Raw genomic sequence first — 23,980 nt, forward strand, 5'->3', positions numbered from 1 at the left:
GTGGTCGCGCCGGCGGTGCGGCGCGTGGCGGTGCAGGCGGCGGCGCGCAGAGCCGTCCGAGCGCACCGGCAGGCGGCGGCTTCGACGAGATGGACGACGATATCCCGTTCTAGTTCTGACTAGCGGTATTTTTCGTTGGTAAAAGCCCGTTCTCCTTAGGAGGCGGGCTTTTTTCTTTACCAACAGATTTTTTTGTGGTTCACTGGGCGGAAAGCTTAACCACTACTTGAAGAAAATGGTGGGTTGATGCCGCAATACGTTGCCGAGCGTATCCGCTTTAGGAATGGAGAACGCCACTCCGTTCTTCAGGTTCCTTATGGACTTCCAGTTCACGAGGTCACTGTCTACCTGAACAAATTTCGCAGAAAGGGGCGATCGGCAAATACGATCCACTTCGCATGTTGCACTCTTGCCGTCCTGTACCGGGAAATGAGTGCAATCAAGGTCGATCTGCTTGAGCGCTTGGCAAAGGGGCAATTTCTTACTATCGCGGAGCTCGACCGCGTGGCATCGGCCGCCCAGTATCGAGCTGGCGACCTCAACGCGGATGCGCAGAATGGAAACAAGCCAAACGTCATTCGCCTTGCGCGAATTGGCCTGCGTCGGAGCAGCGCTGTCACGGATCGTAAGCCGGTGGACGTTGGAACTCAGGCGTCCCGTCTCCGATACATGGCCGATTTCCTTGACTTCATATCAACCTATGTAGGTTCCACCCTGCCGAAAGAGGCGCGACGGGAGCTTGAGGCGGAGACTGGTCGGGCGCTGACGGTATTTCGGGAACACATACCCTCCGTGTCGAAGCGCTCCAAGCTCGATGCGCGTGTCGGTCTCAGCCGGGAGGAAGAAGAACGGCTCGTCAGCATCGTCCATCCTGATTCGCCGGACAATCCATGGAGTCGAGGCTACGTCCGTCACCGTAACTGGCTCATTGTCGTAATCCTGCTGGCTTCCGGCATGCGACGGGGCGAGCTACTTGGCCTGCAGATCGGCGACCTGCATCCGAGCCAACCGAAGCTGCGCATCATTCGGCGAGCTGATGCAGTGGAGGACCCTCGCCGAATTCAACCGAATACGAAAACATATGACCGGGAGATCGAACTCAGGCCGGCCATCATGAGGGCGTTGTGGGACTTTATCAACAAGGCACGTCGAAGCATCAGGGCTGCCCGTGCTGTTCCGCAGGTCTTCGTTTCTGATGAAGGAGCGCCGCTATCCCATGCGAGCATCGACAAGATCTTCAGGCAGTTGCGTGAGGCCTGCCCTGGGCTGCCGGTATCCCTGACGAGTCATGTGATGCGACACACATGGAACGAGCGTTTCTCGGAACATGCTGAGTCGATGGGTCTTGCCGATGCAGTCGAAGAAAAGGCCCGTAACAATCAGCAGGGGTGGAGCGACAACTCGAAGATGGCTGCTACCTATACCCGGAGGCATACCGCGAAGAAGGGGCGGGATATTTCGTTGAAGTTGCAGGAGCGACTCGATGACAAGCTCAACCGCGACGAGTAAGGGCACATCGGCGGAACTCGTCCTCCGACTTCCTGAGAACGCGTGCACGAAGAGCGGTATTACGTTTCGACCGAACGACGAGGTCTGGGACTGGGTTGATGGAACGATTCGCCTCCACCTAGACTTTCGCAGGCTGGCCCTGTCTGAGGCGTTTCCGCGCGACTCGCTGAAGTATTCGCTGCTTGTGTTCGCAAAACGGAACTCGGCGAGTCACGTCATCAACCTCTTTAATGCGTTCGTGCATTTCCTCGCTCTTCGAGTGGACTCCGTGCCGCTGATCTCCGTGACTGTCGCGGAGGTTTCGAACTACGCTGCTCGGCTCAAGGACCACGAGAAATGGCGCGTTGGTACCTTGAATGTGCTGCTTCAGAAGTGGGGTGCCCTCGGTCTCAGCGGCGTCGAACCGGGGTGCATGCGGTATCTGCGTGAGCAGCGCAAACCGGGCAATGAAAAGGGCGCTGCCGTACGCACCCAAGACCCTGTTGAGGGGCCGTTCAGCGAATCGGAATACTCGGCGCTCTACAAGGCCGTCGATACGGCGTACGGTAAGGGGGAAGTGCCGCAATGGGTGATTGTTCTGACGCGGCTGCTGTTCGCCTGTGGGGGGCGAATTTCCCAGTATGCCTCCCTCAAGATCATGGACCTGACCACACCCAAAGGTTCGTTCGTGCTCGGGCTTCCGCAAGCCAAAACGCGGCACGCACACTCTCGTGTGACTTTCAAAGAGTTCGACCTGAGTCCGCAGACCGGTCGCCTTGTACTAAATTACATTGAGAGCCTGAAGGCCGAAGGCTATGGTGACGACGCACCACTGTTTCCTGACGCATTCGTGATGTCGGTCGGTTGGAGAATCGAGCGTCGACTGGGGAACGATCTGTTCTTCGGCCACTGCACTAGGGATGTTCTCTCCAAGGCGTTTAGCAAAATGCTAGAGCCGATAGCGCCGCCGACTGCGCGCCTCCAATTCGAGCCCATGCCGATCGCGCCCAAACGATTCCGGTACACCTTCGGGACACGGCTTGCGGAGGAAGGCGCCAGCAAAGCTGTCATTGCAGACCGCCTAGGTCACGTGGATCTTCAGCACGTTGAGGTCTATTTCGAGGCCTCGCCCAAGATTGTCGAAAACATTGACGAAGCGATGGGTCTTCAACTGGCGCCTCTGGCGCACGCGTTCAAGGGCCGCCTGATTGAGGATGAGGAACACTCGACACATAAGGGCGCGCCAGGGAGTCGCATCGTTGACTTCCGTGTCGCAAAGAAGCCCGTCGGGAGCTGCGCCGGTAAGGCGCAAGGCTGTGGGTTCCCTCGCCCAACCGCTTGTTATACGTGTTTCAAGTTCGAGCCGTGGCTAGACGCACCTCATGAAAAAGTGCTTCAGCGGCTACAAGATGAGCGCATGCGCTGGGCAAGCGACGAGCGACTGGCAGCAATCAACGATGATGCCATTCAAGCGGTGCGGGAGGTCATTGCGGAATGCGCCTTGGTGCAGGAGCAGCGTAGATCGGGGACGACTGCATGAACACGACCGTTCTTCATTTCACTCCTCGCGCGGAGTTGGAGCCTGAGGCTAACCTAGAAGCTTTTGTCGATCTCTGCAAGCAATCCGAGGTGCTGGATGCCCGGAGACAGTTCAATCGGAATTCCTGGGATATTGGGCATCTGAAGGGCCATAACAAGATACACAGGGCGATCTTCAGTTCCTTGGAGGCTTCTCGCGAGTCTGCAGACGAGCCGGCCATGCCCCAGCCGTTCCTGGACTTTGCGAAGGCAGCCCTAGTGTATCTTCACGATACGCGCCCTGTCGTTTCGCAATCCGTGCGGGTTGCCGCGCTTCGCTGCCTGGAGTCGGCGTTGCGCGAATGGAATAAAGCTTCGCGGCCGACCGCGGTCAACGTTGACGTGTTGGACACTGCCGTCGAGTTAGCCAGAAAGCAGGTGTCATCCGGTGTGGCTTATCGAATTGCTGGGCAACTGGAGCTGATCGCGGATCTCATGAATTCGAAGGGTTTCATCTCGCTTCGACAGCGGTGGGTCCATGACATGAAGAAGCCGCAGGAGCTCGGCTCCCGAATTTCGAAGGAGGCATTGAATGCGCGACAGGAGAAACTGCCTTCTGCGGCTGCGCTGCGGGCGCTCGGCGGTATCTTCCAGGAGGCTGTTGACTCGACGGACGTGCTGGTATCAAGCTATACGGCGTTAATGCTTTGCGCGCCAGAGCGAATCAACGAGGTCCTCAGACTGGAGCGCAACTGCACAGTCGAAGGCGACGGTAGGTTCGCGGGTAAATTCGGCCTTCGCTGGCCCGGATCCAAGGGCTCGAACGACACCACCAAGTGGCTACCCACTCAGATGGTCCCAGTGGCGAAGCAAGCTGTCTCGAACCTGGTAAAGGCGACTGTGCCTGCTCGGGAGATTGCAGCCTGGTACACCGACAATCCGGGGCGTCTTTTTCTTCACGAGGGTGCAGCTCACCTGCGTGAGCGAGATGGGCTCACGCCAGGGGAAGTGGCATTGATCTTGTGGGGCGAAAAGAGTGCAACGAACTCGGCGAATACATGGGCAAAGGTGACAAAGAAACTTCAGGGAGTGCAGCTCTGCGAGCGAAAGATCGGTTACCGATTTGAAGATGTCGAACGTGCTGTACTTGCAATGCTGCCAGGGACCTTCCCGTTCGTTCCTGGCACTCCTAATCTTCGATGCAAAGACGCCATCGCCATTGTCCGCACAAACGAGCTGCACGCGCAGAGGGCCACATATCTGTGCATGTTCAATTGCGTGGACTACAGCGCTGTCACGAATCCGTTTGGGGCACGGGAAGGCCGGGCGTCGATCTTTAAACGTTTCGGCTTCACAGAGCACGACGGCTCGCCTATCGAACTCAAGAGCCACAGTCTTCGACACTACCTGAACATGCTCGCCCAGATAGGCGGTCTAAGCAGCGCAGAGATTGCCATATTCTCTGGGCGTAAGGACCTACGGCAGAACAGAGCCTACGATCACATGAGTTCGGATGAAGTGCAGGCGCCAATCAGCCAGTCTCTGAAAATAGGCTTTACCGCTAATCTTGTTCCTGCGCAGACGCGAGAATTGATCACGCGAAGCGAGTTCAAGGGAATGGGTGTCATTGCCGCCCACACTACGGACTACGGCTGGTGCATGCACAACTTCGCTAGTGAGCCATGCCAGATGTACCGGGACTGCATTAATTGCGAGGAGCAGGAGTGTGTCAAAGGAGAGGAACACAAGGAGGCCAATCTCCGGTTGTTGAAAGATGAGACCGAATTCCTTCTGAGGGAGGCGCGAGAAGCGCTCAGCGACGAAGAGTATGGTGCTGACGTATGGGTCGAGCATCAGACTAGGACGCTTGAGCGAGTGAACGCCCTGCTGTCCATCATGGAGGATCCTTCAATACCACCTGGATCGCGCATCCGGCTCAACCTGACCAATGCCGCCTTGATCACCTCTGATATTACCCAACCCATCAACGTCCTCAACGCTGAAGGACGAAAGCTTCTGTCATGAAAAAGGCCCGAGCACCAGACCTGACCGATGAACGTATCAAGCTCGTACTCGACACCCTTGACGGATGGAAAGGCAAGCTAACCTGGGAATTGCTGATCGAGGCGGTTCGAAAGGCTACAGGCATTACCTATTCGCGATTCACATTTTCCGAGTACCCCCAGGTTGCGAATGCATTCGCGCTGAGAAAGGACGCCTTGCGAGGAACCTGGAAAACTGAGTCAGGGTCGCCTCGTGACGAGCGTATTCGGGCTGCGCTTGCGCAGGTCGAGCGCTACAAGGCGAAAGTTGAGCGTCTTGAAGCAGAAAACCAATTGCTTAAAGAGCAATTCGTGACTTGGGCGCACAACGCTGAGCGCAAAGGGGTGACCGTGCTGATGTTGAATGCTCCACTACCTAAACCTGAGCGTGATAGAACGAAAGAGGAGAGGTAATGCCATCAACGTTGATAGCGCTGTTTGCGTCGACCATCAATAGGTTGTTATAAGAGTTTGGCGGCAATGCTCCTTTTATCGTGTCCGATCTTGACGCGGCAGTTGCAGGCGCGATTGGGAATCCGGTTGTTGTTACTGAGAGAGTAGTCCCAGCGGTAAAGTGACGGTATTCTTGATCTATTGACCACCCGGTTGCCGCGCCGGGGCGATCTCGCAACCACTACAACAATCGCCGCCAACAAGCGCGGCGTCCGCAAAGGGGTGCCATGTTTCCGCACGAGATTTCTGCTTCTTCTCCCGTTGTCAACTCGGCCGTGGATTCCCCGCCGAGTGCGCCTGTGGCACCGTCCGCCGAAGCAGCGGCGCCTCCGAGCATTTCACCAATCCGACTCGCCTGCGTCGAGGTCTGCAACTTCCGACGCTTGTCAAAGACCCGTCTTGAGCTCGATGAGGCCACCACTATCTTGGTAGGTGCCAACAATAGCGGCAAGACTTCCCTTCTCACGGTTCTTCGCAATTTCCTGAGCGAGTCGCCTGGCTTCCGCGCTTTCGACATCAGCCTCTCGCAGTGGGCGAAATTGCGCGAGTTAAGTCAACTCTGGGAGGTGCTCAACGAGGACCCCACTACGGATTCAAAGGATGCCGAGAAATGGGAGGAGCAGTTTCGGCAACTCCTCGCGTGCATGCCGTTTATCGACCTTTGGTTCGATGCGAAGGAGGGTGCGTACAACCATGTGGCTCCCTTCATCACTTCGCTGAAGTGGTCGGGTGGCGCAGTTGGCGTGCGGGTTCGGCTTGAGCCCGTTACAGACGCGAATGAGCTTCGTAAGTTGGCGTGGCGCTACCGCGAAGCGCGCGCTCACGTGCGAAAGCTTCCGAAGGATGGCCACGCCTGGCCAATGGACCTGCTTGATTACTGGCTCAGGCACTCCGCAGACCTGCGCCGCATCGCCGCATACCGCCTTGACCCCGCGAAGAGGCTCCCGCCAGCCAAGAAGCATTGCGATCCGCAGGAACTGCCGCTTGGCTCGCAGCCCGTCGAACTGCAGTTTCTGCGCAAGCTCATCCGCGTGGATTTTGTGCCTGCTCAACGAGGGCTCGGCGCCGAAGAGGACGAAGCGCGGTCAGAGTCGGCGAGTGCGCGTCCTGGACTGTTCTCGAGCCAGCTTTTGAAGTTCGCCCGGCAGCACTTGAACGTCGCTCCATCCGGTCACGGTCATCGCGAAGACTTGGTGGCCGCCATCGCCAAGGCTCAGGCTGAGCTTGACGATTCAATTTACAAGGCGCTTCAGCCGGCGATGGAGGACGTGGAGGTTCTGGGGTATCCGGGGCTGCATGACCCACAGCAATTTCACTTCCGCACTCGTATTCAGACCGCGGACCTTCTTGCCCACAGCACTGCGGTTCAATACAGCCTAGACAAGACTGCCGTCGACGAGTCCTTGCCAGAGCACTCTATCGGACTCGGCTATCAGAATCTGCAGTCGCTGAGCTTCATGCTCGTGTCGTTCCGCGCCGCGCGCCTCAATCCGCCCCAGGGCAATCCAGCCGCAGTTCACCTCGTGATGGTTGAGGAGCCTGAGGCCCATCTGCACGTCCAGGTTCAACGCAACTTTTCGTCGAATGCTCATGAGCTCATTCGCCCAAAGGAGCCGGTGCATAGCAATCTTCGCAGTCAGATGCTTATCAGCACGCATTCGAGCCATCTGGCCCACGGAGACAGCTTCACGCGACTGCGATACGTGAAGCGAGTAGCAAGTACAGGAGCGGGCGTTAAGCCTAGTACCGAGGTCGTCAATCTGGGCGATGCCTTTGGCGACGACAATGAAACCAGGATATTCGCCGAGCGATACTTCCAGGTCCAACACACAGATCTCCTCTTTGCTGATGCGGCCATATTCGTGGAGGGCACTGCGGAACGAATGCTGGTGCCGCTTTTCATCGAGCGGGACTTTCCTAAGCTTGCGAAGAAGTATGTGTCCTTCCTTGACATTGGAGGCAGCCATGCTCACCGCCTCCGGCCGCTGGTAGAGCGGTTGGGGATCCCAACGGCCGTTATCACCGACTTGGACCCCGTGGTACCAACCGAAAACAAAAAGGGGCGCATCGTGCGAGCGGCGGTGCACATCGCAGATCAAGCAGACCTCGAGTGCGGGAACGACACGCTGACCTCGTGGCACCCCAAGCTGCCGGACTTCCAGGCTTATGGGAAGCCGACGCCCGCTCAACTGGAGTGGACGTCGGACTCCGGCGTCAAAGTCCGCTTTGCATGGCAGCTTCCCGTTGCGGCTGCAAGCGACCAATGGCCCAGCTCGTTCGAGGATGCTCTCGTCCTTTCCAACATCGATTGGTTCAAGGCGTTGGACGAAGAAAAGGACCCCGTCTCTGGAAAGAAGAAGGACCACCGTGGCGCACTAGGGAAGGTGATAGGTCTCGTGCTCGACCACCCTGATCACACCGAGCTACTTAGGGAACTTCATGCGATGTTGCGCGGGAATTTCAGCAAGGGCGATTTCGCGGCAACATTGTTCGAACGGCTGAACGTAGGCGAAGCCTTGGCATGCCCCGCATACATCGCTGACGCGCTCACCTGGCTGAGCGCCCAACTCAACGTCACGGCCGGAGAGACCCCTTGAGCGCCGCACTGCAGTCCCTTGGAAACGACCGCGATGCTCACGTTGTCGAAGACATCTGCGGCTACATCACTGCGACCCCGCCTCGCTGCTTCTTCCTCTTCGCCGGCGCAGGGTCCGGGAAGACTCGCACGCTGGTCGAGGTCCTGCGTCGCGTTACTGGCGTGGCGAAGCACGAAACGGGCGGCCGGTATGCAGAGCGGCTCCGGTCCCGTGGACAGTCGATTCGCGTCATCACCTACACCAAGAACGCGACCGCCGTCGTCAACGGCCGGCTCGGAGAGAACTACCTGACCGCAGTGTCGACCATCCACTCCTTTTGCTGGGAACTCATCAAGGATTTCGACGAGGACATCCGAGACGCTCTGCTCATTCGCAACGCCAAGAGGCTTGCTGCAGCAAAGGCCTATGCGATGGGCAAGGTTAAGGGCGAGTCGGACAAGGACCGGGAGAAGTACGCAGAAATCGAGGCGGAGGCCGAGGAAATCCGGAAGATCGACGCGTTCATCTACCACCCGGACCGGAACACTTACGGCCCCGGCGCGTTGTCACATGCCGAGGTTCTGGAAGTAACAGCGTGGCTCATTCGCGAGCGCCCAACGTTGCAGCGCATCCTGGAGGACCGACATCCCCTCATCCTCATCGATGAGTCGCAGGACACGATGAAAGGAGTGCTTGACGCACTGTTCGAGCTCTCGAAAAGCCGATCAGGTCATATCACGCTAGGACTCGTTGGCGACCATCGACAGCGCATCTACCCGGACGGTCACGACGACCTTCCCTCGCATGTGCCGGTAGACTGGGCACGCCCCGCGCTGCAGATGAACCATCGCAGTCAGGAACGCATCGTAAAGCTCATCAATAAGATTTGGGACGCGGATATTGACGGCCGCACTCAACCCAAGACTGGCGTTGCCCAGCATGCTCGGACGGAGAAGAACGGTGGAATCGTTCGCATCTTTGTAGGCGATACCAATACGAGTACCGCTGAGAAGATTCAGAAGGAGACGGAGTGCGCGCTGGCTATGGCAGCCGAGACAGCTAGTGCGGCGTGGCAGGATGGAGCGCGTGGCTACAAAACGCTAGCCCTTGAGCACAAGCTGGCCGCCAAGCGAGGCAACTTCTTCGAGGCATACAACGCGATGGATCTGCTGGACAAGGACTCCGCGATGCCCAAGAGCAACGGAGAGCGGACCGGTCCTGCCATGGTTCGACCGCTCCTCGGTCCAATGCTTGAACTTGCTGAGTGCCGGCAGCCGGATGGCTCGCTGAATGAGTTTGCCGCTATTGACATATTGCGCTTGCACGGCGCGCTTGCAAAGGTGCCGCTGGCCAGCGCCGAGCGCCAAGCTGCGTTGGAAAACATTCACGCTGCAGTCATGCGGTTCGTCGACGTCACTTCCAAGCCGGGAGCAACCGTTCGGGAGGTTTTGGTACCGGTCCTTGAGGGCGGGCTCTTCGAAGCCGACTTCCGATTGATCCAGGCATTTGGCGATACGTCACCTCCACCGCCAGAACCAAAGGTAAGAGGTAAGGAAGCCAAGGAGGACCGACGCAAACGTGGATGGCACGCCCTCTTTAACACGCCTTGGCGAGAGATTGCTCGGTATCGCGCCTACCTTGGTGGAGAAGCCGAACTTGCGACTCACCAAGTCGTCAAGGGCTCCGAATTCAAGCATGTCATGGTTGTCATGGACGATGAGGAAGCCGGCGGCACGCAGTTCTCCTACGACAAACTCTTTGGTGCTGAGGATCTGAGTCCGACAGACCGGAAGAACGTTGATGATGGAAATGAGACCATCATCGATCGAACCCTGCGGCTTTTGTACGTTACCTGCAGCCGAGCCGAGGAAAGCCTCGCTCTAATTCTTTGGGCCAAGAACCCAAATGCAGTGCTTGACGCAATTAACCGGGCCGAATGGTTCTCCGCGGGCGAGGTGACCGTTTTGAAGTAGCCACTGCTCGGAGTGTTTCAGCAATCGAACGGACCATGCCGATGTCAGCTATCACTGCATTGCCTTAAGTCATGGCGGAAAGGCGAAAGGTTGCAACGGCGCGGTTAGAGTCCGTCGTGTGGGACCAGTGTGTCACCGCAACACCGCCGATTGAAGATCTCTTGCTGTCGTTATTTCGCCAATTCGGATTTGATTCGACGCGGGGCGGTTCGACCGAGGGCATGGTCCACGAAGCGCAATGCGAGCGCAATCGATGTGAGGGTAGGGTTGCAGACTCCTGCAGTTGGGAAAACGGACGCACCACAGACGTATAGGCCGCTCACTCCATGAACTTGCAAGTGTGAATTCACGACGCTTTTGTCGGGACTCGGTCCCATCCTTGTCGTCCCCGACGGATGTGAAATCGTGGTCAACTGCGTGGCATTCTTCCGAATATGGTCCTCGAGCATTGATCGAGCACTGGAGGGCACATGCAGATCCTCCAATAGGTGCTCTACAGCATACGTCAAGGTGGTGAGCACCGTTTCGCCCGGAAGAAAGCGGGCCGTAAGGCCTTTGGGGGAGAATTCCAGGCGGTTTTCGAACTCGGGCGGTTGCTCAACCTCGACATTAAACTTGGCGGTAGTACCGTTCAGTGAGGACAGGTAGATGGACGCGGATACCAAGCGCAAGTCTGCCTGAATTCCTAAATCGATCGCCGCACCTCGCCGGATGTACTCATGCTGCGAATAGCCGTGCAGCCATCGCGAAAGCTCCCTCGCATTGACGTTTTCGACTGTGACAAGGAAACGGTAGTGGTCCGAGAGGTAGCGCCCGAGCGCAGAGCTAGCGCGAAAAGTCGGATGGCCGGCTTGATCCGCTTGCATAAGTATCTCCGTGTTGCTGAGCGCTCCGGCGGCCAGCAACGTCGCATTTGCGTCGATCTGTATCAAGCCATCTGCCGAGCGAGCGACGACCCCCACACAGGAGCCACCACGAACCCGAGGACGGACAATTTCGACCCCGGTAATGATGTCGACCAAGTCTGAGTCGGGCGCGACAAAAATGAGCGGGCTAGCTCGGCATAGCCAAGAGTACTCAGTAAGGGCACCTGCACCAGCCGCGGGGCGAGAGAACTGGGTCAAATACTCACTACTTAGTTCTTTGGTGAAGCCACAAAGCTCGAGACCGGTCTCATAGTAAGGTTCGAGGTCAGCGTAAGAGATCGGCCATCCTGGGGTGTCAAGCCAGGGGCGATCCGACATCTCGAAGTCGCGTAGCGGTGCGCAAACGTTTCCCCACGCAGACGACCCGCCCCCCAAACCCCGGATGCTGCTTACCGAGTAAGTATCACTGAGTTGGATGATTCGTGGATCGATGAGGCCAGCGTCGCCCGCATCCACCACGCACACAGAAGCGCCAGCTTTCGACATTGCGACTGCCGCGGTCAGTCCGACGGGACCGCCACCCACAATACAAATGTCATAGCAACGGCCGTGCTTACCGTTCAGCACACTGCTCCACTGCGGCAAGGCAGTCCTCCAAATGCTTGGCCGAGGTAGTGCCAATCGCGACCGCACCAACGGATTCGAACTGCAGGGGGTACTGCAATAGCTCGGTGAGCGAGAAGCCGCTCGCAGGCTGAATCAGGTGGCCGCTACCAAGTGGCTTTTTTCCAATCACTGAACCGGCAGGAAGGCCGCGAAGGTATTCCTGCTGCCCCGCCAGCCGTAGGTTGACATCGAGCATGACGACATCCACCATCTCCAAGACTTCATGCACGAATTCCGGGTCGTGGAGTGACGCACCGATGCGCGTTGCTATGCCTTGCCTGCGCATCTCCAATAACATCCTGATGCCTTTCTCGAACGCTTTCCGCTCCTCGCCGCCACCGGGTAAATGAAGCAAGAGAAGGTCGAACCGAGACCGCTTGAGCTCGTACAGTGATCGAGAAACGTCTTGCTCGAGCGAAGCTCGCGTGAAATCGTACCTTGACCCCGTTTCTCCGTGCCTTTCGCCTATCTTGGTGCAGATCTTCCAGTGCGAATCTCGCCCACCCAGGAGCTCTCCCAGACGCTGATTCGCGGCTTCGTACGCAACAGCCGAATCAATCCAGTTGACTCCGGCGGTGCGCCCTGTTTCCAGAACGCTCCATACTTCCTCGTCCGATGGGATCGCTTGAGGCTCAATCGGATACTTGAGGTTTCGAATGCGCCCGAACTTCACGGCGCCGATGCCCACGACGCTGAGATCCAACTCGGGAACTCCATCGAGTGGTCTGATACGTCGGAACTTCATGGCCGTGTCCTCGAGCAACTCGCCGATCTGTTTTGCTGATGCAGTTGGTACGAGCGCACGATTGGCTCGAAAAAAGTCGGGATTAGCGTCATCTTCGTCGGGATGCAAGCGAGCAAGCCATCGCTGGTGGCTAGCAACCCGTCTTCTGCTACGTCTGGTCTCCCATCATCAGGCTCGATCCGGTCCAAAACATCGATTTTGCATTGAGCGTGCCGAAGGTCTAGATTCGGAAAGAACGCGAGGAGTTCCTGTAGTACATCTGGGTTCGTGCAGGAGCTCATTAGTTCGCCGCCCACGCTCCAAACCCACCCCTCAATTTTGAGCGCGCTCGATATCGTGATATATGGGCGTACGTCGTTTGGCCGAAAGATATGCAATGTCGTAGGGAATGGCATCCTGGAAACTGAGGCGGATCGGATCGGGCGTCTCTTTGTGCGGACATTCATACCAAGGTCCGCACAAATCTGTGAAGTCTGGGCGCCGGCCGCGACAATCAGATAGTCACACTCCACCGTCAACTCATTGCTGAACACTACATATCCACCAGGCAATCGCGATGCGGCCCGCCAACCATCCGGTGAAGCCAACTGGTCATCGATACCTGACCTAGTATGCTCACGGAATATCGACGTATCGAGCGCGGTCTCGCTCGTTTCGACGACGGCGCCATGAAATCCCAATGTAGACCAACGATTACAATTGCCGCTTAAGGCTGCTCTTGCCGCTACAGCATGGTCATGAGCAATACTTAGGAAGTCAGACAAGCGACTCGTCGTACAGTCATGAAACAGATAGCTTACGCGACGTATGCAATTCCGAGGAACTGAAAATACCCCGTTCTCAGCCAAATACTCCCGACGCCAGATTTCTTGACTGACCCTGAGGCGAGCTTTCAACCGGGAGTTTGTCGGCATGTCGAGATACTTCAACCCCGTGTGCAATATGCCCTGACAGTGCTGCGACTGCTCACGTACGTCGCCGGTGTGCCTGAAGCAGACCACGCGAATACCTATTGCTCGCATGCGCTGGGCCAATAGCAGACCTGTGAAGCCTCCGCCGAGAATTCCGATTTCATACTTCAACCGACACCCCCTACTTCTGCGGACTGTCAATCCAGAACGTGCTGCTCTTTTCGACAGTCTCCAACTCCTCACGATGTGACAAAACGATCTCCGGCCTGACGCCTTCGAAGGAACCGATCCGAGACACAAGAAGCCGCGCGAGTGTCGACAGGGTGGAATCTTCTGGGACGTTCCAAGGATCAAGCGTTCCCGTGCGACCTGTCCGAAGCGCTATCCTGATTCGCACAACGATACACCTGTCGATCTGTTCGACCTCACCGCGCATTAGCGGTAGGCCTATGTTCGTCTTGTCCCGAACGAGAGACACATCGGCAAAGCATGGCGGTCGTTCTATGTCCTCGATGACATCCACGGCATCGACAAGATCCCTCATCGGAAGCAATACTTCAGGCCGATCGCTGAGCCCCAAGTGAGTCGAGAGCAAGGATTGTGTTGCGCGACCAAGTGGAAAGTAGGAGATTTCTCGACACGCTGTGGCCTCCGCTCGAAAGAGGTCGCCGGTTCGGTACCGGATGAACGGCTGATTCGCCACGAAAGGAGCAAGGGAAGTCAGCACCAAATACCCGGTTCCGAATCGAACCGGATTCGATGACTTTCGTGGATCCTCCACTATTTCTGGGACTACCTGCGGGTCGAAATGGTATCCGCCACAGTCTGCGCAGCTGGTCGCGCCGCCCAAAACCTCGGAAAGCGTAAAGCGATCAACGACTAGGCAGCCGAACGTCGACGCGATAAGGGCTCGCCATCTGGCCGTAAGCTGGCGCCCCGTCAAACAGGCCGCTTTTAGCCTTATCTGGTCTGCAAGCTCGGGATTTTCCCGAGCGTACTGTGTGAGCAGGAGTATGGAGTTGTGATCTCCGGCAAGGACCGACACTTGATGGTCAAGAGCCGGGACCTCAAACCGCTTGAGTAAAAGTGATACGGCGTAGCTGAGCAGCTTGTTTGTATGCGCGGCAGCTTGCAGCGTGAATAGCGGGCCAGGAATTGGTGTCGGCGAGCCGTGCTGTGGGATGGTTAGATGCAGAGAAATTGGCGCCTTTTCCTTCAGTGAGCCATTTGCACGGCTGAAGAACTCCTGAAGGAAACGGTACTCTTCCGCAGTCCTGTAGATGAACAGCGGTGTTCCCGTCGAGCCGGAGGTATTTTGGATAGCACATACTCCCGGGCCGCTTGCCCACTCATACTCGTGGGCATGAAGCTCGGATTTTTCGACGAGAGGGAGCTGACCAAGATCCGCAAGACCAAAGCCCGAGTCAATCCGGATTCCTTGGAACTTCTCCCGATATAACACTGATCGCCGCCTCGCTTGGCGAAGTGTCAATGGAAGAAGGCGGCTCCTGAACCTGTCAGCTGGGCTCACGGGGCGCGAGCAGTCAGCCCTTCTTGGCGTCTACAACAAAACCCGTGACTGCTGCAGACATTGCCTCACTGACCCGCATTGCGACTAGCGCCGCCTCAGCATGCTGAAAGCTGTCGAGCGCAGTTTCAGCGGACTTGATAGTGTACGAATCGCCGCTCTTCTTTGCAGCTTGGTACGCGGCCACAAGATCATCAAGCGTCTTCGACTTAATCATAGCCAACCCCCGTTCGTGTATGCTTCATTCAAGCATGCGCTCACTAACTCGTCAAGCACGAAAGAAGTTTCAACTGAACCGTGGGCGCGCGATAACCAAGGGGGCTCATGCCAAAGTCCACGAGCGGCAATTCGACCGTCTCGGTAGGCTCCCTGATAGCTCTGAAGCGCACGGTAGGGGTTGGTCATCTCGGCCATTCAAGTCTCCTCGGGCGCGGTTTCCCCGCGCGGGGTTGCACCGTTGGGTTCGCTCAGCCGCATACCATTTTTCAATCCCTCGTGGATGACAAAATATTGGTGTGATACGCCGAGAGTTTAGGGATCCTAGACGTCCTCGATCCGCGTCCCGTCCGTATCAGTAATTGTCAGCGTGAGGCGGTCCGTCACCGTGGCGGTGACCACGTCGTGAAAACTCAAATTTATGTGGTTGAGGAACTGCATCTGGAACTCGTTTGCGGTGCTGTCTGGAGTGAGCCGCACATGCGCGATGTTGTTCACCGCCGCAATCTTCTTTGCGCCCACCTGCAGGTCGAAGGGGCTCACGGTGATCGCTCCGGAAGCGCCCACGTCCGTTATCCGGTAGGCGATCGCCGCCAGGTCCTCCTGCGCGAGCCGGGACGTCCTGCTTGCCTTCGACCCACGAGAGTCCGAAGTCTTGCGCAAACCGGTCGAGCAGAATCTGGGCCACCTGCTCATATTCGGTTGAGGTGCTGGATCCTTTCTTCGTCATGTTCATTCTCTAATTTGCTGCCCGAGCAGTTGGGCAATCAACTCACGTCGGCGCTGCCGAATTTGCTCCCGCTCGGGCTGGGAATCGATGGCGTAGTCCAGGAGAAGATCAAACATCTCGATCCCGCTCGCGAGTGCCTGTTCCTTCATCCCAAGCTCGATGGCGCCCGTACGTTGCTGCTCGTAGTCGACTCCCAGCAGTGCGGCGACTTGCGGTCCCATCGCTTCGATCTCGGCGACGACGTGAGGATGCGCGGCAGCAAAGCGCTCGCGACCCACTGCACGGTGCGCTTCCGTTAGGCAGGTTCTGTCGAGTTCAGAAAATGTGCTTTGACCGGGAATAACGTCAGCGAGCCGCGTTTCATGCGTGATCTCCACCGTCTCTCGGTTAACGACGTGTCCACGCCAGTCGACCAGTTTCCAGAAGAAGCCGTTGACTGGTCCCAGAATGAACAGGCGATATGCGTGCTGGGTTGCGACGTCGCGGACGGCGGCGATGAGGCGGCGCCCCACACCGCGCTCCGTGCCTCGCGGCTTCAGAAGCGTATCGATGCCTATTCGGCCATTGCCGTCGTCGACGACGAGTCGGAACATGCATCCGTAGTGTGTCTGCTCAGGCGTGGAGCGGAAACGCACTTCAAGGCTGTGGCCGGTCGTCTCAACTTGGATGTCATGGACGGACTGGCGCACAGGCGCAAGTACCGGTTCGATCGCGGCACGAATGTCCGCAATCGTGGTTGACGGGATATTCAATTGTTTGCCTTGGGCAGGGATTTCTGGTCCTCGTGTCCGGACAGGCGCACGGATAGGTGGGTGTCATTGTGCAGCATATCCGTGACGCCCGGGAGCCTGTCCGGACGACTTCCGGGCGTTCGCGGGTCGCCCCGCAGAGGGGGGCTGCGCGGCGTCTGGGGCACTACAGTTGAGCAAACCGAAGTTTGATAGGGGGCGGTGAGCGGTCGCGTGCCGCCCACAACCAGTCGGCCGACTACTCGTTAAATCGGTCATTCGACGGGACTCTTCACTCCCAAACCGATCGGATGGTCCCCGAGCAAGAGGGCAAAACGAGCGTGAGCAACCGAAACTTGCATCGAGGGATGGGGCTCACCGCGAGCGACGGCCTACGCTCAGTTCACCATCTGAGTAGCTAAAATTTCGCACATACATCAACATGTATGTTGGCGCCGAGCAGTACTGTATCCAAGGATGAGGCAAAATGGGATCGGCGCAGACAGACGAGATCGTCGAGTCGTTTACAGTAGGCGACCGGCGCGCTAATTGCCATGGAAGACGGAGATCATGACCGACGAAGCACCTCAGCCTATACCGAATGTCGAGAGCAAGAGCCGTCGCCTAACGTTGGCACTGTCGAGTCTTTACCTCGATCCGAATAACTATCGATTCATCGACCATGATGACTATTCCAAGGTTCAGGATGCCCAAATCACGGATGATGAGGTGCAACGCCGTACCCGAAGGCTTATCCTAGGTCCGAACGAAGAGAAAGTCAGTGACCTTGTAGCGAGCCTGAAGCAGAACGGATGGCTGGACGTTGAGCCGATCCACGTTCGCAAGCTCGGCGAGCGCCAATTCCTTGTCGTTGAGGGCAACCGTCGGGTCGCAACGCTGAAGCATCTCCAAGCGCGGTGGCAAGACTCCACTGGAATTCTCGGTAATCTCGATTCCACTATCTTCGAAAAGGTACCGTGCATCCTTTACGAAGAGCGTGACGACTTCCATCATCTCGTCGTAATGGGCCTCCACCACATAAGTGGAAAGGCCCGTTGGCCGGCGGTGAACCAAGCGCGCTTGATGAAGCGCCTGCGCGACGAGTTCAAGAAGGCCCCTGAAGAAATCTGCGCATCCCTCGGTGTCAGCAAACGCGAGTTCAACCTCAGCCTGCGTACCCTGGCGCTGGCCGATGCTTATAGCGCAAGCGATTATGGAGACCAGTTCACAGCTGATATGTTCAACCTGTTTCGCGAGGTGCTTAAGGCGCCCTCGCTGCGAGACTGGCTCGAGTGGGACAATGACAATGAAAAGGCGAGCAATCCTGCAAATTTGGAGCGGCTGTTCTCGTGGTTGTCCCGGGAACCGGAGGATGAGAACGATGAGGAGGACGAACCAGAGAACGGAAGCAAAAGGGTGCTCGGCGAACGGGTAATTACCACCGGTGGACAGATACGAGAGCTAGCTAAAGTCATCGAAGATCCCATTGCAGTGAGGCGCCTTGAGGAGACGCGCAGCTTGCAGGCGGCGACGCTCTCTAGCGACTTGCTCGTGAAAAATGAGATCGACGGTGCCATTGAACGCAGCAATCAGGACGCCGCTCGCCTTTTTGAGTTGGCGCCCAAAATGTCAAGCACTGAGCTTGATCGCGTCGAGAATCTTGTTGCGCGACTTGAAGCCGTGGCTGTGTCGCGAAAGCGACAGCCAGCGACTGCGAGCATGTCGGAGCAACCGTGGAAGGTATTCACCGAGGTTCCCCAATCGCACTTCGAGTCGATTAGTGTGGGCAAGTATCGCGCACTCGCTGGCGTAGGTTTCGAGAAGCTCGGTCGGGTAAACCTGATCGTGGGCATCAACAACGCTGGGAAGACGAGTGTGCTTGAAGCAGTCTACCTGCTTGCCAATCAGGTTGACCCGCGTGGCTTACTCGAGTTGCTGCGGCGGCGAACCCGCATGGATCTTGGTGCGGCACCCGCGTTCTGTGTCACGCAGCTCCCGCGAGAGGTTTTGCTGAGTGGCTGTTACGATAAGCGGGCTGACAATGCGGTCTCTCTGAAAATTGCAGTCAAGGACGAGCCTGAGGACGCGGACGAAGATTGGTCTAGCTACCTCCGCACGCTGATCATGGATGCGGCTTACGCGGGGCGCACTCAACGGTCCGCGACGGACTTTTTTTCGGGGCGAGCGCGTCGTACGCGACTTACGGGCGAACCGCGATGGCTGGCTCCATCGGTATTCCACTCACCCTTTTCGCTATCGGATCCTGAGCTGCTCACCCGCTGCTACGAGGAGAGCATCCGATTGAAGCTGAAGGAGCGCGTTGTCGAATTCATCCGCACTCACATCGATGCGGAAGTGCGCGACATCGAGTTAGCCAACGAGTACCGCCGCTTTCTAGTGACTCATGACTCGTTCGGCGAAGCTGTGGACCTTGCTTCGTTTGGTGAGGGTATTCAGCGGATTTTCTTGACAGGGCTTCTCGTTGCTGGAGCGCGAGGGGGAGTGGTTCTCATTGACGAGTTTGAGAACGCTCTGCATACCGGGGTTCTTCTCGAATTCACAAAGTTCGTGCATGAACTTGCCGTTGAGTTCGAGTGCCAGATATTCGTTTCTACCCACAGCAAGGAGACCATCGACGCTTTCTTGCTGAATGGGTATCGGATAGAGGAGGTTGTTGCTTATCTTCTTAAGCGGGAGGGCAAAACAACAAAGAGTGTCGTCCGCTTCAGTGGTGAAGACCTTAAGCGGGCTGTAGAGCTCGGTGATGTGGATCTGCGGAGGCTATGATGAAAGCTGTCTTCGTATTTTGTGAGGGCAATCACGACGTCACTTTCATCGTTCGCAGCCTTGGCCAAGTCGTGACTGCGACCTGGGTTGGAGACCCTATCGGGAAGTTGCCTTCGCCGCTAGGGCCTGTTCCCGATCCAGCGAATCCGCTCAAGCCTAAGCTTGAGAGTTTTATTGCGAAGAGATATTCGACTCGTACTCTCAACGACTTGAGGTTGCAGGCGGCAGCGCATGCGCCGCCTCCGGCCTTTGAAGCCATCGTAAAGTCCAACGACACGCTCTACGTGCTCGTCCGATGTCATGGAGACGGTGCGGCCCAGGCGGCGATCGACCTGCTTGCCGACGTAAGCGCGATGTTGAATCCGGCATTCGGCACTGATGTGAAGGAGATCGCTGCAGCGTTTGTCTTCGATGCTGACGAGTCTTTGTCGCAGCGCGAGTCGACTTTTGTGGCGGAGTACGCCGCACTGCTGCCTAACTTACCACCGCCGACGCATGGCAAATGGGTTAGAGGCTCGCATCCCGTGGGGCTTTACGTCTTTCATGACCAAGCCAGCAAAAAGGGGACGCTTGAGGAAATCATTGCTCCTCTCGTAGCATCTGAGTGGAGTGCACGTTGGAATGCAGCAGGCGACTATCTGAAAAACAACGCTCAGCCTGCTGACCCTGTATCGACGAAGAGATCGGAGTCGCTCAAGGCTCAGATCAATGTGACCGGCCAGTTCCTTTATCCTGGCGATCCCATGAGCGTCGTCATCGGTAGGCCGAAGGGAGCTACGCCGGGCCTTACCGACAAGCACTTCATTGGCACGGAGTCGCAGTCTCTCGTGAGCTTTCTTCAAGGAGTTCCGTGGTGACACGTGGGTATTCACTAACCAGATTTGGCGACTATATTGGCGCTTGGCAGACCACTGTCCAGAGCGCCTTGACTATAAGCTACCCACAGAATCGTCCTGAAGGCCAATTTCTGCTCTAGACAAGGTGGCTTGCTGGCGATAACCTACAAAAAATTTATGTGGCAAGTCAGGGCCGCTATAAGGCATAGGGAAAGCCGGCTTCTATCAACACTTTTTAGTGTGCATAACCGTTCTGACCGGCAAGCCGGCACACCTGCATCACGACGGGCCCGAATGTCCGAGTCAAGCCAGCTGCTTGGCCCGGGCCTTCGGGCCTTCTTTCGTTTACGTCGCTGTTCCTTGCGCGCCAGGCAAAACGTGGCTGACGAACTTCCCGACCTCATCGCTCCGCATCTCGACGTGCTGTTCTGCGGGATCAACCCGGGCCTGACCGCGGCCGCGACCGGGCATCACTTCGCGGGGAGAAACAACCGCTTCTGGCGCGTGATCCATCTCGCGGGCTTCACGCCGGCGGAAATTTCGCCGCAGGACGATCGCGCGATACTTCGGTATGGCTGCGGCCTGACGGCGGTGGTGAAACGGCCGACCGCGAGTGCCGACCAGCTTTCGCGCGCGGAATTCATCGCCGCGGCCGCGGAGTTCGACCAGAAGCTGGCGCGCTACGCGCCGCGCTTCGTCGCTTTTCTCGGCAAGGCGGCGTACGCGGCGCTTTCCGGTCGGCGGGAAGTCGAGTGGGGGCTGCAACCGGCTCGCATGCAGGGGGCGAGCGTCTGGGTGCTGCCCAATCCCAGCGGCAGGAACCTCGCGTTCGGCCTCGACGATCTGGTCGACGCATACCGTCAGCTTCGTCTGCAGGCGAAGTCCGTTTCCGGTCGTCAACTAGAGGGGCGGGATGCGGCGCCGTGAAACCGCGCCCCGGTGGCCGGGCGCCGTGCTGCCCCGCGCATTCTTCGACCGCGTGGCCACCGACGTCGCGCCGCAACTGCTCAACAAGATCCTCGCGGCCGCGGACGGCCGGGCCGGGCGGATCGTCGAAGTGGAAGCGTATGCCGGCGCGATCGACCCGGCCGCGCACACCTATCGCGGCAAGACGCCGCGCAATGCGACGATGTTCGGGCCGCCGGGGCACCTGTACGTTTATTTCACCTATGGCATGCACTGGTGCTGCAACTGCGTGTGCGGCCCGGATGGCACGGGAACGGGGGTGCTGATCCGTGCGCTCGAGCCGCTGCACGGGCTCGAACACATGCGTGCGGCACGGCCGCCGCAGACGCGCGATCGCGACCTGTGCCGGGGGCCGGCGCGGCTGACCCAGGCGATGGGGATCGGCGGCGCGCAGGATGGTGTCGACCTGATCGGCGCGCACGAAGGGTTCGCGATCGTCGACGATGGCGTCTCGCCGCCCACCGATCTGGCGGGCGGGCCGCGCATCGGCATTCGCGTCGGCACGGATCTGCCGTGGCGGTGGAGCGTGCCGGGCAACCGGTATGTATCGGGGCCACAGCCGCGCAGTTGATGCGTGCGGTACACAATCGCACGCAATTCGACCTGCGTCACGCGACCGCCATTATTGACCGGCTAAGCTTCTCTTTTCGACGTTTCGATCGAGGAGACACAATGCGGCGGGTCGTATTCAACCAGAAGGGCGGCGTAGGGAAATCGACGATCGTCTGCAACCTGGCGGCGATCAGTGCGAGCGAAGGGCTGCGCACGCTCGTCATCGATCTCGATGCGCAGGCGAACTCCACGCGCTACCTGCTTGGCGACACCGCGGCCGACGCGCAGCCGGGCGTCGCCGATTTCTTCGAAACCGCGCTGACCTTCAACTTCCGTCCGGTCGACGTCGCGTCGTTCATCCATCCGACCCCGTTCGAAGGGCTCGACGTGATGCCCGCGCATCCGGATCTCGACACGCTGCACGGCAAGCTCGAATCGCGCTACAAGATCTACAAGCTGCGCGACGCGCTGAACGAGCTCGACACCTACGACGCCGTGTACATCGACACGCCGCCCGCGCTGAATTTCTATACACGCTCGGCGCTGATCGCGGTCGAGCGCTGCCTGATCCCGTTCGACTGCGACGATTTCTCGCGCCGCGCGCTGTACACGCTGCTCGAGAACGTGAAGGAAATCCAGCAGGACCACAACGCGGCGCTCGAGGTGGAAGGGATCGTCATCAACCAGTTCCAGCCGCGGGCGAGCCTGCCGCAGCGGCTGGTCGACGAACTCGTCGAAGAAGGGCTGCCGGTGCTCGCGTCGAAGCTGTCGGCGTCGGTGAAGATCCGCGAGTCGCATCAGCTGTCCAAGCCGGTGATCCATCTGGAGCCCGGGCATAAGCTCGCGCAGGAGTTCCTCGCGCTGCATCGCGAGCTGGCCGGCTGATCCCGCGCCGGCCTGCTGGAGACACGGCCGCATCTCGCGGCCGTTTTTCATTGCGACCCGAAATTCATCCGATCATTAACTCGATCATTAATAATTCCGAAAACGATTTCACAATAAATCGAGAAAAAATATTGTGTAAGTGACCGCTCCATTTTCAATGCGCCTCGGTTTTCTAATAAGCGGAATAATGAATTTGTAAATGTTGCGCGTCGTCATGATCCGCTATTGTGTGAAAAGGTAAGAATGCATTGCAGGATAAAGTGATGCCCGGTCTTGTCCGGGATATCGGCACGACAGGGATTTCAGCAATCACTCCGAATCGAAATAAGGGTTTACACCTATCATTAATGCCATTTAATTGACAATTAATCGATCTAGAATGGGCTCCTTCACCTTCCCGTGCTCCAATAAGTGGCGGGTTGTCAATAAGGAAGTCTGCTGTCGATCCGACTTCCAATTTTCTTTACGTCGTCTCTCGCATTGCAAACAGGAGCGTGCCCGATGTCCGTATTTGCCCCCGAAAAACTCAACGCCGAATATCAATCCGGTATCGCCGCGTGGTTTGCGGTCGCCCGTCCGGCGATCAAAGGTTTCGAGGCTGTCGTCGAACTCAACCTGCAAGCGGCCCGGACGGCGCTCGAGGAATACGAGGACAAGCTGAAGAACGCGTTCAACAGCAGCAACCCGGCCGTGGGTTTCGCGCAGCAGGTTGCTGTGCCGCAGGAAGCGGCCGGCAAGGTCGTGTCGTACGGCCGCCATCTGTTCGACATCGCGGTGTCGACGCAGTCCGAATGGGCAAAGGTCGCGCAAGCGCAATACGAACAGAACGACAAGCGCCTGAAGGACGTGCTCGGCGAATGGTCGAAGCATGCGCCGGCCGGTTCGGCGCCCGTGGTGGCCGCGCTGAACTCGGCGCTGTCCGCCGCAACCGCCGCGGCCGACTCCGTGCGCGCAGCCACGGGTCAGGCGATCGAGGCCGCACAGAGCGGTTTCGACGCGGTCAGCGAAACGGCCACGCGTGGTGCCAAGCAAACGGCTGCCGCCGCGCGCAAGGACGCAGCGGCCGCACGCGAATCGGCTGCGTAAACGCGTAGCCACGCAAGTACGTGTCGCGCACTAGCGCGGCACGATTGATCGGCGCCGGATGGCGCCTGACGCCGCGTGTGCCGCGCGGCGCCAGGCGAACGTCCGGTTTGCCGCACGGCGCCGGTGACCCGGCGAGCCGTACCGGTGTGCCGCTCGTGCGAACGGGTGCTGCGCGCCGTACGGCGGCGTGCGACCGCTATCGCGCCGGATGGCCCGAGATGCGCGATCGCCAGCCGAGGCCGGCTCGCGCCGGCGTCAGAACAACGAACTGATTTCGATGCAGGAACTGGACATGACGGATGTAGTGATCGTATCGGCCGCGCGGACCGCGGTCGGCAAATTCGGCGGTTCGCTTGCGAAGATTGCGGCGCCCGAGCTGGGCGCGACGGTGATCCGCGCGGTGCTGGAGCGTGCGGGCGTGAAGCCCG

18 protein-coding genes and 1 pseudogene are annotated in these 23,980 nt (G+C 58.2%); 13 read left to right on the forward strand and 6 right to left on the reverse strand.

Annotated elements, in window-relative coordinates; translation table 11 throughout:
• The first annotated feature begins 246 nt into the window (after positions 1 to 246).
• The 6 genes from G3N64_RS31595 (at position 247) to G3N64_RS31620 (ending at position 10,050) form a co-directional block, all read left to right on the forward strand.
• Positions 247 to 1,509: a site-specific integrase gene (locus G3N64_RS31595; RefSeq protein ID WP_205787673.1), complete on the forward strand. Its 1,263-nt coding sequence runs from the start codon at positions 247 to 249 to the stop codon at positions 1,507 to 1,509.
• On the forward strand, positions 1,484 to 3,028 hold the full coding sequence (locus tag G3N64_RS31600; protein ID WP_205787674.1) for a site-specific integrase: 1,545 nt from the start codon (positions 1,484 to 1,486) through the stop codon (positions 3,026 to 3,028). The genes G3N64_RS31595 and G3N64_RS31600 overlap by 26 nt, the downstream gene beginning before the upstream one ends.
• A complete protein-coding gene (locus tag G3N64_RS31605) occupies positions 3,025 to 5,031 on the forward strand; it encodes an integrase (protein WP_205787675.1) in 2,007 nt (668 codons plus the stop codon). The genes G3N64_RS31600 and G3N64_RS31605 overlap by 4 nt, the downstream gene beginning before the upstream one ends.
• Complete coding sequence (locus tag G3N64_RS31610) at positions 5,028 to 5,462, forward strand: hypothetical protein (RefSeq protein ID WP_205787676.1); 435 nt, start codon at positions 5,028 to 5,030, stop codon at positions 5,460 to 5,462. Before G3N64_RS31605 ends, G3N64_RS31610 begins: the two co-directional genes overlap by 4 nt.
• Positions 5,463 to 5,800: 338 nt before the next feature.
• Positions 5,801 to 8,098 (forward strand): AAA family ATPase, encoded by a 2,298-nt coding sequence (locus tag G3N64_RS31615; RefSeq protein ID WP_346778850.1) that lies wholly within the window; start codon positions 5,801 to 5,803, stop codon positions 8,096 to 8,098.
• Positions 8,095 to 10,050: a UvrD-helicase domain-containing protein gene (locus tag G3N64_RS31620; protein ID WP_241021307.1), complete on the forward strand. Its 1,956-nt coding sequence runs from the start codon at positions 8,095 to 8,097 to the stop codon at positions 10,048 to 10,050. Before G3N64_RS31615 ends, G3N64_RS31620 begins: the two co-directional genes overlap by 4 nt.
• A 170-nt stretch (positions 10,051 to 10,220) precedes the next feature.
• Here G3N64_RS31620 and G3N64_RS31625 read toward each other — a convergent pair whose 3' ends face one another.
• The 6 genes from G3N64_RS31625 to G3N64_RS31655 all read right to left on the reverse strand — a co-directional run bounded on the left by G3N64_RS31625 (position 10,221) and on the right by G3N64_RS31655 (position 16,464).
• Positions 10,221 to 11,072 (reverse strand): GMC oxidoreductase, encoded by an 852-nt coding sequence (locus G3N64_RS31625; protein WP_241021308.1) that lies wholly within the window; start codon positions 11,070 to 11,072, stop codon positions 10,221 to 10,223.
• Positions 11,073 to 11,529: 457 nt separating this feature from the next.
• Complete coding sequence (locus G3N64_RS31630; RefSeq protein ID WP_241021309.1) at positions 11,530 to 12,435, reverse strand: aldo/keto reductase; 906 nt, start codon at positions 12,433 to 12,435, stop codon at positions 11,530 to 11,532.
• A gap of 984 nt (positions 12,436 to 13,419) precedes the next feature.
• On the reverse strand, positions 13,420 to 14,730 hold the full coding sequence (locus G3N64_RS31640) for a hypothetical protein (protein WP_205787679.1): 1,311 nt from the start codon (positions 14,728 to 14,730) through the stop codon (positions 13,420 to 13,422).
• A 52-nt stretch (positions 14,731 to 14,782) separates the two neighbouring features.
• On the reverse strand, positions 14,783 to 14,983 hold the full coding sequence (locus G3N64_RS31645; protein ID WP_205787680.1) for a hypothetical protein: 201 nt from the start codon (positions 14,981 to 14,983) through the stop codon (positions 14,783 to 14,785).
• Positions 14,984 to 15,306: 323 nt separating this feature from the next.
• Positions 15,307 to 15,549 carry a hypothetical protein gene (locus G3N64_RS31650; RefSeq protein ID WP_205787681.1) on the reverse strand — a complete coding sequence of 81 codons (243 nt, stop codon included), beginning with the start codon at positions 15,547 to 15,549 and terminating at the stop codon, positions 15,307 to 15,309.
• Positions 15,550 to 15,714: 165 nt separating this feature from the next.
• Positions 15,715 to 16,464, reverse strand: a complete 750-nt coding sequence (locus G3N64_RS31655) for a hypothetical protein (protein ID WP_205787682.1) — start codon at positions 16,462 to 16,464, stop codon at positions 15,715 to 15,717.
• 546 nt (positions 16,465 to 17,010) lie between these two features.
• On the opposite strand from G3N64_RS31655, the gene G3N64_RS31660 reads away from it, so the two are divergent.
• The 7 genes and pseudogenes from G3N64_RS31660 to G3N64_RS31690 form a co-directional block, all read left to right on the forward strand.
• Positions 17,011 to 19,227 carry an AAA family ATPase gene (locus tag G3N64_RS31660; protein ID WP_205787684.1) on the forward strand — a complete coding sequence of 739 codons (2,217 nt, stop codon included), beginning with the start codon at positions 17,011 to 17,013 and terminating at the stop codon, positions 19,225 to 19,227.
• Entirely contained in the window at positions 19,227 to 20,084 is an 858-nt protein-coding gene (locus tag G3N64_RS31665) for a DUF3226 domain-containing protein (protein ID WP_205787685.1), read from the forward strand. Before G3N64_RS31660 ends, G3N64_RS31665 begins: the two co-directional genes overlap by 1 nt.
• A gap of 357 nt (positions 20,085 to 20,441) precedes the next feature.
• Positions 20,442 to 20,990 carry a G/U mismatch-specific DNA glycosylase gene (gene mug / locus G3N64_RS31670; RefSeq protein WP_205787693.1) on the forward strand — a complete coding sequence of 183 codons (549 nt, stop codon included), beginning with the start codon at positions 20,442 to 20,444 and terminating at the stop codon, positions 20,988 to 20,990.
• Entirely contained in the window at positions 20,977 to 21,600 is a 624-nt protein-coding gene (locus G3N64_RS31675; protein WP_205787686.1) for a DNA-3-methyladenine glycosylase, read from the forward strand. Before mug ends, G3N64_RS31675 begins: the two co-directional genes overlap by 14 nt.
• A 101-nt stretch (positions 21,601 to 21,701) precedes the next feature.
• Positions 21,702 to 22,466, forward strand: coding sequence for a ParA family protein (locus G3N64_RS31680; RefSeq protein WP_205787687.1), 765 nt, complete (start codon positions 21,702 to 21,704; stop codon positions 22,464 to 22,466).
• Between the two features lie 501 nt (positions 22,467 to 22,967).
• Complete coding sequence (gene phaP, locus G3N64_RS31685; RefSeq protein ID WP_205787689.1) at positions 22,968 to 23,552, forward strand: TIGR01841 family phasin; 585 nt, start codon at positions 22,968 to 22,970, stop codon at positions 23,550 to 23,552.
• Between the two features lie 292 nt (positions 23,553 to 23,844).
• A pseudogene (locus G3N64_RS31690) lies at positions 23,845 to 23,980 on the forward strand (acetyl-CoA C-acetyltransferase); the annotation flags it as partial.

Origin of the sequence: Burkholderia sp. Ac-20344 (genome assembly GCF_017104975.1) — a bacterium.
Lineage (GTDB): Bacteria > Pseudomonadota > Gammaproteobacteria > Burkholderiales > Burkholderiaceae > Burkholderia.